Below are 14,156 nucleotides of genomic sequence, written 5' to 3' on the forward strand. Positions count from 1 at the left end.
GGGCAGGTCCACGGTGATGGTGTAGGACCCTTTGCCATGTCCCGCGGTGCCGGGCATGTTCAGCGAGTTCAGGCCGCCGAACTGACACCCCGCCAGCAGTAAGGTTCCCGCGCCGAGGGCGCCGGCCCGCAACGCGATCCGCCTCATCGGCCACCCCCTTGCGCCTGCGGCGCCGCCGGTGCCGGCCCGGGTGGTCGACCGAGCTGCCCGGGCACGGGCGGCGGGGCGGGCGGCAAGAACAGCGCGGCCACATCGTCCGGATTGGGCGGCGTCACCCCGGGCGCCGGCTGCCACTGCAGATACGGCAGCGGGGTTTGCGCCTTCGCCTCGGTTTCCGGGGTGTCGTAGATGATCTGACCCTTGTACGCGGTGATGGTGTTGACCGGGTGGAACAGCAGCGGCGGGAAGTTCATCGTCCAGCGCCGCATCACCGGCCCCATCCGCTCCTTGCAGATCTCGGCCCGCTTGAAGTTGTCCGGGTTCGACCCGGTGTCGAAGGTGCCGCCGCAGATGAACTGGACCGGGTTGCCGAAGTTGGGCACCGACAGCAGCCCCGCCACGGTGCCCTGCGCGGGCTCGTAGATGTTGTAGAAGTTGGCCAGGCCGTTCGGCGTTACGTGCAGCACCTGCTCGAGGTCGTCGTGCTGGTCGGACAGAATTTTGGTGAAATCGGCCAGCTTGTTGACCTGGCTGACCAGCACGTCGTTGTTGTCGTGCAAAAAGCCCCGCACGTCGCGCAGCGCCTGGTTCAGGGTGCCCAGGGTGCTGTCCAGGCCGGTCGACGCGTCGGCGAGCACCCGCGACACCGACGCGACATGGTCGGAGAACTGGACGATCTGCTCATTGCTCGACGACAACGCGTTCACCAGCACCTGCAGGTTCTTGACGGTGCCGAACAAGTCGGTGCGCGAATCGCCGAGCCGCCCGGCGGTCGCCGACAGCTCGCGCAACGCGTTCCGGAAGGAGTCGCCGTTGCCGTCAAACGTGTCGGCGGCCTGGTTGACGACGTCGCTGAGCGGGCCCTGCAGATCGGCGCCCTGCGGACCCAGCTGGGCGCTCAGCTGGGTCAGTTGCTCTTTGACCTCATCCCATTCCACCGGCACCCCGGTGCGGTCCAGCCCGATCGACGCGTGGTCGGCCAGGGTCGGCCCCCCGGTGTAGGCCGGGGTGAGCTGGATGAATCGCGCCGACACGATGTTCGGCGCCACGATGATGGCGCCCGCGTCGGCCGGCAATTGGACGTCACGGCTCACCGTCATGGTGATCTTGACGTCTTCGGCACGCGGCTCGATGGTGTCGATTCGGCCGACCGGCACCCCGACCACGCGGACGTCGTCACCCGGGTACAGGCCGACCGCCGAGGTGAAGTAGGCGGTGATCTGGTGACCGCCGCGCGACGGCCAGATCACATAGGCGCCGACCGCCAGCAACACAGCCAGCGCGACGGCGAGGGACCTGCGCAAGGCCCGGTGACGAGTGCGAAAGACGGAGAACACGGTCATGGTGACTTCGGCCTAATGATCAGGCGCTCGGCGATGTAGCCGCGCAGCATGTCGGCCAGGCTGTCCGGGAGCTTGCCGGGCTGGAAGTAGGCGTCCAGCAGCACTTCGGCCATGGTGGCCGGCGGCAGCCCGTAGACGTTGATCTGGAAACCGGGGCCGGAGCTCACCACCTCGCCCAGCGCGGTGGCATACCCCGGCAGCCGCTTGAGTGCCCCGCTGATCCGGTCCCGGCGGTCGATCAGGTTGTCCAGCACCGAGTTCAGTTTCGTCAAGGCCGGACCGATTTCGGCGCGGTTGTCGGTGACCAAACCCGACAGCTGGGTCGACACGTCGTCGATGCCGCCGATCAGGGTGCTCAGCGCCTGCCGCCGCTCATCGAGCGCGGCAAACAGCTGGTTGCCGTCGAGCACCAGCTGGTTGACCTGGTTGGCCCGCTGGTTGAGCACCTGGGTGACCGACTTGGCATGGGCGAGAAGCTGCTTGAGCGCCTCGTCGCGGCGGTTGATGCTGCGGGACAGCGCGGCCACGCCGTCCAGCGCGCCGCGCAGCTGCGGGGTCGCGTCGCGCAGCGAATCGGTGAGCACCTGCAGGGCCTGCTCGAACCGCGGCTTATCCAAGTCGCTGACGTTGCCACCGAGATCTTGCAGCGCGGTGTTGAGGGTGTACGGGGTGGTGGTACGGCCCAGCGGGATGTCCGTCGCCCAGCCCGACCCGCCCGGGGTGACCGCCAGGGACTTCTCCCCCAGGACGGTGTCGGTCCGGATCGCGGCCAACGACTGGTCGCCCACTCTGAGCTTGCGGTCCACGGTGAACGTCACCTTGGCGCTGGCACCGGCCAATGACACCGATTCGACGGCCCCGACCTTGATACCGGATACCGTCACGTCGTTGCCGGGAATGATGCCGCCGGCGTCACCGAAGTACGCGTGGTAGGTCTTGCCCTGCGGCCAAAACGGCAGGCTGGTGTACCCGAACGCCACCAGCACCAGGCAGGCCACCAAAACGATGCCGAAAATACCGGTGCGGGTCGCGCGATCGAGAGGCGTGCGGTCAGTCCTTGACAGGAGAACACCTCCCCTTGGACGGGTCGGCGGGACCGCCGAACGGGATCAGGATGTCACTGCCGGCGGGTCCGTTGATCTTGATCCGGACGGTGCAGTAGTAGATGTTGAAGAACGACCCGTAGGCGCCCAGCGCGTTGAGCCGCAGATAGTTCTCCTCCAGCGGGTCCAACATGGCGTTGATGTCCTGCTGCCGCTGGTCCAGCTCGGTCGCCAACGGGCGGACGTTCTCCAGCACACCTTGTAACGGCCGTCGCGATTTTTGCAGCATGTCGGTCAGGTCGGTCTCGGCCGACGCCAGCGGCCCGATCGCCCCGGCGATCGGATCGCGGCCCTGCGCCAGGCCGGAGATCAGCTGCTGGAGCTGATCGACGCTTGAATCGAATTCGGCGCTTTTAGCGTCGACGGTGCCCAGGACGGTGTTGAGGTTGGCGATAACATCGCCGATGAGCTGGTCGCGGGCCGCCAGGTTCTGGGTGAATGCGCTGGTGGACGACAGCATCTGCGACAGCGCCCCACCCTGGCCCTGCAGCAGCTCGATGACCGCGCCGCTGATCTCGTTGACCTTGTTGCCGTCCAACCCCTTGAGCACCGGACGCAAACCGCCCAGCAACGCGTCCAGGTCCAGCGCCGGCTGGGTGTGTTCCCGCGGAATGGTGCCCCCAGGCGGCAGCTTGCGCAGGTCGCCGGGGCCGGACGCGATCTCCAGGTATCGGTCGCCGACCAGATTCTCGTACCGGACCAGCGCCCGCGTCGAGGTGTAGAGCTGGTAGCGCTTGTTGACATCGAAGGTGACGTCAACGCTGTGGTCCGGCGCCAATTCCACGGATTTCACGGTGCCTACCGGGATGCCGGCGATGCGCACATCCTGGCCGGACTTCAGCCGGGAGGCGGTGACGAAGTTGGCGTGGTAGGTGTGGGCGGCGGCGAACCGGAACTCGCCGAACACCACGATCAGGCCGGCCGCCACCACCAGCATGACGGCGGTGAAGACACCGACGTTGACCAGAGTTTTGTTGCTGCCCATCAGTACTCGTCCCGCTCGGCGAAGGCACCGTTGAACAGGAACTGCACGGTCGACGGTGCGTCAAACTGCAACTCGGTGTTGGGCTGGTAGGGAACGTAGGCGTTGTCGGTGACCAGGAACGGTGCCCGGTACCAGGATCCGCCGTTCTGCTTGGAGGGGATATCGGGCAAGCCACGGCAATTGGGGCCACCGGATGCGTTGACCATCGGCAGGCTCTCCGGATAGGTGTAGGCCGGAACACCCGGAATGAAGCTCGCATCCACGAACAAGCCCGGCTTGGTACCGCCGATCACCGGCCCGAACTTCCGCGCGCCGGCCACCATGGCCTTCAGCAGACAGCCGAATTCGGGGGAATAGTCACCCAAAACCTTGGCCAGGGCGCGGAACCGCTGGACCGCGGCGATGTAGTCGTCGGCCGCCGGAGCCAGGGTGTCATAGCCGTTGTGCGCCAAGCCCGTCGCCGCCAACAGCGTCGCGTTCAGGTCGTCTTGCTCAGCGACGATCGTCTTGCTGATCGTGGGCGCGTTGTCGATGACGGTGACCAGATCGGGGGCCGCGTCGGCATAGATGTTGCCCACCGTGGTGGTCTTGCGGAAGTCCTCATGCAGGGTGGGCAGCTTGGGGTTCAGCTGAACCAGGTAGCTGTTCAGCCCGGCCAGGGTCGCGCCCAGATCGTCGCCGTGGCCCCGCATTCCCTCGGCCAGCGCGCCCAGCGTCCCGTTGAGGTGCACCGGGTCGATCTTGTCCAGCACGTCGGTGAGGGTTTGAAACAGCGTGTTGACTTCCAACTGCACCGACGAGGCCGCCACGTGGGCGCCCGCGCGCAGCGGCTTGGCCGACGGCTTGTCCGGCCGCACGAACTCCACCGATTTGGCCCCGAAGATGGTGTTGCCGGCGATGCGCACGCCGGCGTTGTCCGGGATGTAGTGCAACTCGCTGCTGTCGATGGCCAGGGTCAGCTTGGCCTGTTCGCCTTGGTAGTCAATGGCTTTGACCTTGCCGATCTGGATGCCGAGGTATTTGACCTTGGCGTCGCGTTCCATCACCAGCCCGGCGCGCGGTGAGGTCACCGTCACCGTCTTGGCCGAGGTGAACGCCGCGGTGTAGGCCAGATAGGTGAACACGGCCGCGGCCGCGATCAGGGTCGCCAGCACGGCGGCGGCGATCCTGACATGGGTGCGCTTCGCGTCGGTCTCCATCGTCCCTGCCCGCGCTACCCGGAGAGGTTGAAGTTGCCGGACCCGCCGTAGACGGCGAGCGAGATGAACAAGGTGATGACGACGACCACCACCAGCGAGGTGCGCACCGACTGGCCGACCGCGATGCCCACCCCGACCGGGCCACCGGCCGCGTTGTAGCCGTAATAGGTGTGCACCAGCATCACCGCGATCGACATCACGATCGCCTGCAGGAACGACCACAGCAGGTCGGTGGGGATCAGGAAGGTGTCGAAGTAGTGGTCGTAGAGCCCCGCGGACTGCCCGTTGATGAACACGGTGGTGAACCGGGCCGCGAAGAACGCGGCCAGCACCGACAGCGAGTACAGCGGGATGATCCCGATCAGCCCGGCGATCAGCCGGGTGGACACCAGGTAGGACACCGAGTGCACCGCCATCACTTCGACGGCGTCGATCTCCTCGGCGACCCGCATCGCCCCGAGTTGGGCGGTGGCCCCGGCGCCGATGGTGGCGGCCAACGCGATGCCGGCGATCACCGGGGCGACGATGCGCACGTTGAGGAACGCCGATAAGAACCCGGTCAACGCCTCGATGCCGATGTTGCCCAGCGACGAGTAGCCCTGCACGGCGATCACCCCGCCGGAGGCCAGGGTCAAGAAGGTGGCCACGCCGACCGTGCCGCCGATCATCACCAGCGCGCCGGTGCCCATCGTCATCTCGGCGATCAGCCGCACCGTTTCCCGCCGGTACCGGGTGAGCGCGTTGGGGATGTAGCGCATCGACTGGCCGTAGAACAGCGCCTGTTCGCCGAAGTTGTCGACCACCCGGGGCACCCCGCGGAACAGGCGACGGAACCGCAGCGTCGCGTCGTAGCTCATCGGCGGCTCACCGTACCAACACCCGCACGCCGATCGCGGTCATGATGACGTTGATCACGAACAAACAGATGAACGCGTAGACGACGGTCTCGTTGACGGCGTTACCCACACCCTTGGGGCCGCCCTTGACGGTCAGGCCGCGGTAGCAGCCGACCAGCCCGGCGACCGTGCCGAACAGCAGCGCCTTGATCTCGGCCAGCACCAGCTCGCCCAGGCCGGTGAGCACGGTCAGCCCGTTGATGAACGAACCCGGGTTGACCCCCTGCAAAAACACCGAGAACACGTAGCCGCCGGTCAGGCCGATCGCGCACACCAACCCGTTGAGCAGCAGCGCGGTGAAGGTGGAGGCCAGCACCCGGGGCACCACCAGCCGCTGGATGGGGTCGATGCCCAGCACCCGCATCGCGTCGATTTCTTCGCGGATGGTGCGGGCCCCCAGATCGGCGCAGATCGCGGTGGCCCCGGCGCCGGCCACCACCAGCACCGTCACCACCGGTCCCAGCTGGGTGATGGTGCCGAACGCGGTTCCGGCGCCGGACAGGTCGGCGGCGCCGATCTCGCGCAGCAGGATGTTGAGGGTGAACGCCACCAGCACGGTGAACGGGATCGCGACCAACAGGGTCGGCACCAGCGACACCCGCGCGATCATCCAGGTCTGGTCGAGAAATTCGCGGAATTGGAACGGTCGCCGGAAGATGCCGCGGAGGGTCTCCAAGGACATCTCGACGAATCCGCCCACGGCCCGCGCTGGAACCGTGAGCTGCTCGATCAACCTCGGTTCCCTTCTCGGTGTTGCGCTGGAACTCAGCCTTAGCGAAACCCGTACTGTCCCACGGGTGTGACGCCCGTCTCCGTGAGCCGGCTCATCGTAACTAGAACACGTTCGCAGTGTCAAAGAACTGCAGAAATGGACAAAACGCGGTTATTTGTCCAGGTCAGAGCCGGTTGTGACGCAGGTCATGATGAAACAAGTTCTAGTGTCTACGTCTCCATCAGCGCGGTCGCCGAGAACCCGAGCGCCGGATCCCGGTCGGCGAAATAGCCCTGCAGGGTGCTGGACAGCTCGGCGGGGTCCCAGGCCGACGCGTCGGCGGCGAACTGGCGTTCCACGGTGGGCGCCGCCACCAGGGTGACCTGCGGACCGTAGACGATGAACAGCTGGCCGTTGACCGCGGCGGACGCCGGGGAGGCCAGGAATGACACCAGGGTGACCACGTGCTCGGGAGACAGCGGGTCGATGCCGCCGTCGGCCGGTGCCGCACCGAACACGTCGGCGGTCATCGCGGTGCGCGCCCGCGGCGCGATCGCGTTGGCGCACACCCCGTAGCGGCCCAGCGCCCGCGACGCCGACAGCGTCAACGCGGTGATGCCGGCCTTGGCCGCCCCGTAGTTGGCCTGGCCCACCGGCCCCACCAGCCCGGCCTCCGACGAGGTGTTGATGATCCGCCCGTACCCCGACCCGTCGCCCTCTTTGGCCTTGGCCCGCCAGTACACGGCCGCGTTGCGGGTCAACAGGAAGTGGCCGCGCAGGTGCACGGCGATGACCGCGTCCCATTCGTCGTCGGACATGTTGAACAGCATCCGGTCGCGGGTGATGCCGGCGTTGTTGACCACGATGCTCAGCCCGCCCAGCCCGTCGGCGCTGCTGATCAGTTCGTCGGCGGTGGCGCGCTGGCTGATGTCGCCGGCCACCGCGACGCCCTTGGCGCCCACGGCGGCGATTTCATCGAGCACATCGGAGGCATCCAGGGCCTTCGCGATGTCGTTGACGACGACGGTGGCGCCGGAGCGGGCCAGCCCGATGGCCTCGGCGCGGCCCAGCCCCGCGGCCGCACCGGTCACCACCGCGACCTTGCCGGACAGATCGGTCGCGTTGCTGTTCTCAGTCATGTTTTACGAATACCTCTAGTCTTTGCGGATCAGGGCGGCCCGGGGACATTCGTCGACGGCCTGCTGGGCATGGGCTTCCTTGTCGGCCGGGATCGGCGCGACCTTGACGACGGCGTAGTCGTTGTCGTCGAGTTCGAACAGGTCCGGGTCGATTCCCACGCACACGGCGTTACCCTCACACCGGTCGAGGTCCACTTCCACTCGCATAACAACCTCCTTGCGTCGCGGGGTTAAGCCGGCCGGTCCGGTGACCCCCACAATACGAGCAGCGGTGGCGGCTGAACCGTCGGCCTGGACCCACAGACTAGAACGTGTTACAAGAGATGGCGAATAGGTAGCCGAGGAGGAAGACGCGGATGCGAATCAGTTACACCCCTGAGCAGGAGGAGCTGCGTCGCGAGCTGCGGTCGTACTTCACCGAGCTGATGACGCCGGAGCGCCGGGAGGCGCTGAGCTCGACGCAGGGCGAGTACGGCACCGGCAACGTCTACCGGGAGACCGTCGCGCAGATGGGCCACGACGGTTGGCTGGCGCTGGGCTGGCCCACCGAGTACGGCGGGCAGGCCCGCTCGGCGATGGATCAGCTGATCTTCACCGACGAGGCCGCGATCGCCGGCGCCCCGGTGCCGTTTTTGACCATCAACAGCGTCGCGCCGACCATCATGGCGTTCGGCACCGAGGAGCAGAAGAAGTTCTACCTGCCCAAGATCGCCTCCGGTGAGCTGCACTTCTCGATCGGGTATTCCGAGCCGGGGGCCGGCACCGACCTGGCCGCGCTGCGCACCACCGCGGTGCGCGACGGCGACGACTACGTGGTCAACGGCCAGAAGATGTGGACCTCGCTGATCGCCTACGCCGACTACGTCTGGCTGGCGGTGCGCACCAACCCGGAAGCCAAAAAGCACCGGGGCATTTCGATGCTGATCGTGCCGACCACCGCGGAGGGATTCTCCTGGACGCCGGTGCACACCATGGCCGGTCCGGACACCAGCGCCACTTACTACCAGGACGTGCGGGTGCCGGTGGCCAATCGGGTCGGCGAGGAGAACGCCGGCTGGAAACTGGTCACCAACCAGCTCAACCACGAGCGGGTGGCCCTGGTGTCGGCGCAGCCGATCTTCACCGCGCTCGGCGAGGTCCGCGAGTGGGCGCAGCACACCAAGGACATCCACGGCCACCGGCTGATCGACTCCCAGTGGGTGCAGCTCAACCTGGCCCGGGTGCACGCCAAGGCCGAGGTGCTCAAGCTGTACAACTGGGAGCTCGCCTCGGCGACCGACGCCGCCCCGTCCCCGGCGGACGCCTCGGCGGCCAAGGTGTTCGGCACCGAGCTGGCCACCGAGGCCTACCGGCTGCTGATGGAGGTGCTGGGCACCGCGGCCACCCTGCGGCAGGATTCGCCGGGTGTGCTGCTGCGCGGCCGAGTGGAGCGGATGCACCGCGCGTGTTTGATCCTGACGTTCGGCGGCGGCACCAACGAGGTGCAGCGCGACATCATCTCCATGGTGGCCCTGGGCCTACCCCGTAGCCGCTGACCTGGAAGGACTTTCAATCATGGACTTCACCACCACCGAAGCGGCGCAGGACCTCTCGGGTCTGGTCGACACCATCGTCGACGCGGTGTGCACCGCCGAGCACCAGCGTGAGCTGGACGGGCTCGACCAGCGATTCGACCAGCAGCTGTGGCGCAAGCTGATCGACGCCGACATTCTGTCCACCGCAGCGCCGGAGTCGCTGGGCGGCGGCGGTTTTGGCGTGCTGGAGCAGACCGCGGCGCTGACCGCGCTGGGCCGTCAACTGGCCGCCGTGCCGTATCTGGATTCGGTGGTGCTGGCCGCCGGGGCGCTGGCCCGCTTCGGGTCCCCCGAGCTGCAGCAGGGCTGGGGCACCGCGGCGGTGGCCGGCGAGAAGATCCTCACCGTCGCGGCCGACGAGGAGATGGGCCAGGGCCCGGTGCAGGCCACCGAGTCCGGTGACGGCTTCCGGCTCACCGGCACCCGCACCCAAGTCGGCTACGCACCGCTGGCCGACGCATTCCTGGTGCCCGCCGACACCGGGTCGGGCACGGCGGTGTTCCTGGTGGCCGCCGACGACCCGGGCGTCACGGTGACCGCGCTGGCGACCACCGGTCTGGGCAGCGTCGGGTATCTGGAGTTGGCCGGGGTCCAGCTGGACGGTGCGCGGCGGGTCGGCGGCGACGAGGTCGTCGGCTGGCTATCGACGCTGGGCACGTTGGGTCGCAGCGCGTTTCAGCTCGGCGTGCTGGAGCGCGGGCTGGCGATGACGGCCGAATACGCCCGCGAACGGGAACAGTTCGACAAGCCGATCGGCAGCTTCCAGGCGGGGGCGCAGCGGCTGGCCGACGGCTACATCGACATCAAGGGGCTGCGGGTGACGCTGACCCAGGCGGCCTGGCGGGGGGCCGAGGATCTGCCCGCCGACACCGAGGTGGCCACCGCGGCATTTTGGGCCGCCGACGCCGGGCACCGGGTGGCGCACACAATCGTGCACGTCCACGGCGGCGTCGGCATCGACGTCGACCACCCGGTGCACCGCTACTTCTTGGCGGCCAAGCAGACCGAGTTCGCGGTGGGCGGCGCCACCGGGGCGCTGCTGGCGATCGGCCGCGAGCTGGCCGACACCCCGGCCTGACCGCGGTCGTGGACCGCCGCCCGGACATCGCGGCCGGGAGAGACGATGTCGGGGTGACAGATCTTTCGGTATACGGGCCGTGGGCGGTCATCGCCGGTGGGTCGGAGGGCGTCGGTGCCGCGTTCGCGCAGCAACTCGCGGCCGCGGGGCTCAACCTGGTGCTGCTGGCGCGCAAACCGCAACCGCTCGAGGAGACCGCTGCGAGCTGCCGCAGCCACGGCGTCGACGTCCGCACGCTGGCGATCGACCTGACCGAGCCTGCGGCCGCCGACCGCGTCGCTGAAGCGACCGCCGACCTCACGGTCGGGCTGCTGATCTACAACGCCGGCGCCAACACCTGCAGCGAGGCGTTCCTCGACGGCGACCTGGCCGATTTCGCCCGGGTGATCGAGCTGAACATCAACGCACCGATGCGGCTCATTCAGCATTACGGCCGCGGCATGCGGGAGCGCCGGCGCGGCGGCATCCTGCTGGTCGGGTCGATGGCCGGGTACCTGGGCTCGGTGCGGCACACGGTTTACGGCGGGGTGAAGGCGTTCGGCCGGATCTTCGCCGAGGGCTTGTGGCTGGAACTGCGTGAGCACAATGTGCACGTGCTGGAACTGGTGCTGGGTGTGACCCGCACCCCCGCGATGCAACGCGTCGGGCTGAACTTCGACGTGCCGGGCCTGCGGGTCGCCGACCCGGCCGACGTCGCGCGGGAAGGCTTGGAACAGCTGCCCAACGGGCCGGTCTTCGTCGCGGGCGGAAACGCCGAGGACGTCGCGCGCCGCAACCACCCGGATCGGGCGAAGGTCGTGCTGGGCACCCACCGCTTCATGCAACGGTTGACCGGTCAGGAGTAGGCCAGCGTGCGTATCGGTTTATCGACTCCGGTCGTGATGCAGATACCCGGCGCCACCGCGACCTGGGAGCGTACCGCCGGCATCGATGACATCGCGCGGATAGCCGGAGTCGCCGAGGAATTCGGATTCGACTACCTGACCTGTCCCGAACACGTGGCCGTTCCGCCGGACGAGACCGAACGCCGCGGATCCACCTACTGGGATCCGTTGGCGACCTTGGCATTCCTGGCCGCCCGAACGTCCCGCATCAGGCTGGCCACCTCCGTGGTGGTGCTCGGCTACCACCATCCGCTGGAAATCGCCAAGCGCTACGGCACCTTGGACCGGATCAGCGGGGGCCGGCTGGTGCTGGGGGTCGGGGTGGGCTCGCTCAAAGAAGAGTTCGGCTTATTGGGGGCCTGCTGGGAGGAGCGCGGTCCCCGCGCCGACGATGCGATTCGCGCGGTGCGCGCCTCACTGTCCACCACGCGGCCCCGCTACGACGGCGAGTACTACCGCTACCGTGATCTCATCGTCGACCCCTGCGCCCTGCAGCCGCGCGTGCCGATCTGGGTCGGCGGCCGGAGTCGTCGTTCGTTGCGGCGCGCCGTGACGTTGGGCGATGGATGGATGCCGTTCGGTCTGCGGGGCAACGAGATAACCGAAATGCTGGCGGCCGTGGCCGTTCCGGACAATTTCGACGTGGTGCTGGCGACGCGGCCCCTCGACCCAACGGGGCAGCCCGAGCAAACACTGAGCCAGCTGCGGTCGCTGCGCGACCACGGCGCCACCGCGGTCACCTGCTCGATTACCGCGGAGTCCGCCACCCACTTCTGCGACCAACTGGGCGCCCTGCGCGACCTGGCCAACGACCTCGAACAGGAGACGTCATGAGTAACGATCGACTGGCCGAACTCGAGCAGCGCCTGGCCCGCATCGAAGACGAACGAGCAATCGAGCGGTTAGTCGCGTCCTACGGCCCGCTGGTGGACGCCGGTGAGGCCGAGGCGGCGGCCGAGCTGTGGGCCGAGACCGGCAGCTACGACGTCGAAGGCTGGTCGATGGCGAGCCGGGAAGACGTTGCCGCGATGGTTCGTTCCGACGCCCACCAAGGTCTGATCGGCCGCGGCAGCGCCCATTTCCTCGGCCCGGCCGTCGTCACCGTCGATGGCGACGATGCCGTGGCGGTCTGTGAATCACTGTTGGTGGTGCGTCACGAGCAGCGGTATGTCGTTGCCCGGGCAGGGGCGAACCATTTCCGGCTCCGGCGCATCGAGCAGCGGTGGCAGATCACCAGCCGCGTTACCCGCACGCTCGACGGCGGCCGCGAAGCGCGCGGGCTGCTCGCGGCGGGTATCACCGGCCAGACCCCGACCCTGATTGAATCTAATGGTGCCTGATCTCCCCACCGTCACCGAGTTGCTGACCCCGCTGACCGACGTCGAGGACCGGGGCGTCTACTTCGAGGACGGCTTCACCAGCTGGCGGGACCATTTGCGGCAGGCCGCGGCGATCGCGGCGGCGCTGCGGGCGCGGCTGGACCCCGACCGCCCCCCGCATGTGGGGGTGCTGCTGGAAAACACGCCGTTCTTCTCCGCGCTGCTGGCCGCGGCCGGGCTGTACGGCATCGTCCCGGTCGGCCTCAACCCGGTACGCCGCGGCGCCGCCCTGGCCCGCGACATCGACCGCGCCGACTGCCAAGTGGTGCTGGCCGACTCGACCTCCGCGGCGACACTGGGCGATATCGCGCACCTCAACGTCGACTCCGCGGCCTGGGCCGACGAGCTGGCCGCGCACCGGGACGCCGCGCCGCCGGTGGTGCCGGCCGCCCCCGAGGACCTGTTCATGCTGATCTTCACCTCGGGCACCAGCGGCGAGCCGAAGGCGGTCAAGTGCAGCCACGGCAAGGTCGCGATCGCCGGGGTGACGATGCAGCAGCGGTTCGGGCTGGGCGGCGACGACGTCTGCTATGTGTCGATGCCGTTATTCCACTCCAATGCGGTGCTCGCCGGTTGGGCGGTGGCGTTGGCCTCCCGCGGCTCAATGGTGTTGCGCCGCAAGTTCTCCGCATCCGGGTTCCTGCCCGATGTACGCCGCTACGGGGCGACCTACGCCAACTATGTCGGCAAACCGTTGTCGTATGTGCTGGCCACCCCGGAGCACCCGGACGACGCCGACAATCCGCTGAAAGCGGTGTACGGCAACGAAGGTGCGGCCGCCGACGTGGAGCGCTTCGCCCGCCGGTTCGGCTGTGTGGCGATGGACGGCTACGGGTCCACCGAGGGCGGGGTGGCGATCAGCCACACCCCGGACACCCCGGCCGGGGCGCTGGGGCCGCTGCCGGAGGGCATCGCGATCGTGGACGTCGACACCGGTGCGCCGTGCCCCGCCGGGGTGGTGGGTGAACTGGTGAATGCTTCGGGCGCCGGCCGGTTTGAGGGCTACTACAACGACCCGGCCGCCGAGGCCGAGCGGATGGCCGGCGGGGTGTACCACAGCGGCGATCTGGCCTACCGCGACGAGGCCGGGTACGTGTATTTCGCCGGCCGGTTGGGTGACTGGATGCGGGTGGACGGCGAAAACCTCGGCACTGCGCCCATCGAGCGGGTGTTGTTGCGACACAACGACGTCACCGAGGTCGCGGTGTATGCCATCCCGGACCCGGCGGTGGGCGATCAGGTGATGGCCGCGCTGGTGTTGTCCGCCGGCGCCTCCTTCGACGCCGACGAGTTCCGGGCCTTTTTGGCCGCGCAGCCCGACCTGGGACCCAAACAGTGGCCGTCGTTCGTGCGGGTGGCCGCCACACTGCCGCGCACCCAAACCTTCAAGGTGCTCAAACGGGCCTTGGCGGCCGAGGGCACCGACTGCGCCGATCCGGTGTTCCGCATCCCGCGGTGACTCGCCGTCCTTCTCGCCGAACGTGTACTCAGACCGATTTTTGGGTCGGATTTCCGGTCTGAGTACACGTTCGGCGATGGGGCGGCCCAATCCAGGTGCGGTCACACCGCACCCTTGACCAGGCGACCGTCTTTGATGACGGTGGACGCCTCGTCGGGCCGGGCGATCAGCGAAATGTCGGCGAGCGGGTCGCCGTCGACGAGGATCAGGTCGGCCAGCGCCCCTTCGGCCACCACCCCGAGGCGT

At 68.2% G+C, this 14,156-nt stretch carries 15 protein-coding genes and 1 pseudogene; 6 read left to right on the forward strand and 10 right to left on the reverse strand.

What is annotated here, in order from left to right; all coding sequences use genetic code 11:
* The 9 genes and pseudogenes from BKN37_RS29705 to BKN37_RS03130 all read right to left on the reverse strand — a co-directional run.
* A pseudogene (locus BKN37_RS29705) lies at positions 1–147 on the reverse strand (mammalian cell entry protein); the annotation flags it as partial.
* The gene (locus BKN37_RS03095) at positions 144–1,502 is read right to left on the reverse strand and encodes an MCE family protein (RefSeq protein ID WP_071021259.1); all 1,359 of its coding nucleotides are present in this window, start codon (positions 1,500–1,502) and stop codon (positions 144–146) included. The pseudogene BKN37_RS29705 and the gene BKN37_RS03095, both read right to left, overlap by 4 nt.
* Complete coding sequence (locus BKN37_RS03100) at positions 1,499–2,566, reverse strand: virulence factor Mce family protein (RefSeq protein ID WP_071021262.1); 1,068 nt, start codon at positions 2,564–2,566, stop codon at positions 1,499–1,501. The genes BKN37_RS03095 and BKN37_RS03100 overlap by 4 nt, the downstream gene beginning before the upstream one ends.
* Complete coding sequence (locus tag BKN37_RS03105) at positions 2,553–3,590, reverse strand: MCE family protein (protein ID WP_071021265.1); 1,038 nt, start codon at positions 3,588–3,590, stop codon at positions 2,553–2,555. The genes BKN37_RS03100 and BKN37_RS03105 overlap by 14 nt, the downstream gene beginning before the upstream one ends.
* Positions 3,590–4,789 (reverse strand): MCE family protein, encoded by a 1,200-nt coding sequence (locus BKN37_RS03110; protein WP_071021268.1) that lies wholly within the window; start codon positions 4,787–4,789, stop codon positions 3,590–3,592. The genes BKN37_RS03105 and BKN37_RS03110 overlap by 1 nt, the downstream gene beginning before the upstream one ends.
* Positions 4,790–4,803: 14 nt before the next feature.
* Complete coding sequence (locus tag BKN37_RS03115; RefSeq protein ID WP_071021272.1) at positions 4,804–5,646, reverse strand: MlaE family ABC transporter permease; 843 nt, start codon at positions 5,644–5,646, stop codon at positions 4,804–4,806.
* A 7-nt stretch (positions 5,647–5,653) separates the two neighbouring features.
* Positions 5,654–6,418: an MlaE family ABC transporter permease gene (locus BKN37_RS03120; protein ID WP_071021275.1), complete on the reverse strand. Its 765-nt coding sequence runs from the start codon at positions 6,416–6,418 to the stop codon at positions 5,654–5,656.
* 209 nt (positions 6,419–6,627) lie between these two features.
* Positions 6,628–7,536 (reverse strand): 3-oxoacyl-ACP reductase, encoded by a 909-nt coding sequence (locus BKN37_RS03125; protein WP_071021278.1) that lies wholly within the window; start codon positions 7,534–7,536, stop codon positions 6,628–6,630.
* Between the two features lie 15 nt (positions 7,537–7,551).
* Positions 7,552–7,743 (reverse strand): ferredoxin, encoded by a 192-nt coding sequence (locus tag BKN37_RS03130; RefSeq protein ID WP_071021281.1) that lies wholly within the window; start codon positions 7,741–7,743, stop codon positions 7,552–7,554.
* Positions 7,744–7,892: 149 nt separating this feature from the next.
* Here BKN37_RS03130 and BKN37_RS03135 point away from each other — a divergent pair, with 149 nt between their 5' ends.
* Genes BKN37_RS03135 through fadD17 form a run of 6 tightly spaced genes read left to right on the forward strand, consistent with a single transcriptional unit; the run spans position 7,893 to position 13,910 of the window.
* Complete coding sequence (locus BKN37_RS03135) at positions 7,893–9,071, forward strand: acyl-CoA dehydrogenase (RefSeq protein WP_071021285.1); 1,179 nt, start codon at positions 7,893–7,895, stop codon at positions 9,069–9,071.
* Between the two features lie 19 nt (positions 9,072–9,090).
* Positions 9,091–10,188, forward strand: coding sequence for an acyl-CoA dehydrogenase family protein (locus BKN37_RS03140; protein ID WP_071021289.1), 1,098 nt, complete (start codon positions 9,091–9,093; stop codon positions 10,186–10,188).
* A 53-nt stretch (positions 10,189–10,241) separates the two neighbouring features.
* Positions 10,242–11,033 (forward strand): SDR family NAD(P)-dependent oxidoreductase, encoded by a 792-nt coding sequence (locus BKN37_RS03145; protein WP_071021458.1) that lies wholly within the window; start codon positions 10,242–10,244, stop codon positions 11,031–11,033.
* 6 nt (positions 11,034–11,039) lie between these two features.
* Positions 11,040–11,906 (forward strand): LLM class F420-dependent oxidoreductase, encoded by an 867-nt coding sequence (locus BKN37_RS03150; protein ID WP_071021293.1) that lies wholly within the window; start codon positions 11,040–11,042, stop codon positions 11,904–11,906.
* Positions 11,903–12,412, forward strand: coding sequence for a nuclear transport factor 2 family protein (locus BKN37_RS03155; protein WP_071021297.1), 510 nt, complete (start codon positions 11,903–11,905; stop codon positions 12,410–12,412). The genes BKN37_RS03150 and BKN37_RS03155 overlap by 4 nt, the downstream gene beginning before the upstream one ends.
* Positions 12,402–13,910: a long-chain-fatty-acid--CoA ligase FadD17 gene (fadD17, locus tag BKN37_RS03160; RefSeq protein ID WP_071021302.1), complete on the forward strand. Its 1,509-nt coding sequence runs from the start codon at positions 12,402–12,404 to the stop codon at positions 13,908–13,910. The genes BKN37_RS03155 and fadD17 overlap by 11 nt, the downstream gene beginning before the upstream one ends.
* A gap of 101 nt (positions 13,911–14,011) precedes the next feature.
* Here fadD17 and BKN37_RS29710 read toward each other — a convergent pair whose 3' ends face one another.
* On the reverse strand, positions 14,012–14,146 hold the full coding sequence (locus tag BKN37_RS29710) for a hypothetical protein (protein ID WP_242657066.1): 135 nt from the start codon (positions 14,144–14,146) through the stop codon (positions 14,012–14,014).
* Between the last annotated feature and the right edge of the window lie 10 nt (positions 14,147–14,156).

The sequence above is a fragment of the Mycobacterium talmoniae genome (genome assembly GCF_001854525.1).
Taxonomy (GTDB): domain Bacteria; phylum Actinomycetota; class Actinomycetes; order Mycobacteriales; family Mycobacteriaceae; genus Mycobacterium; species Mycobacterium talmoniae.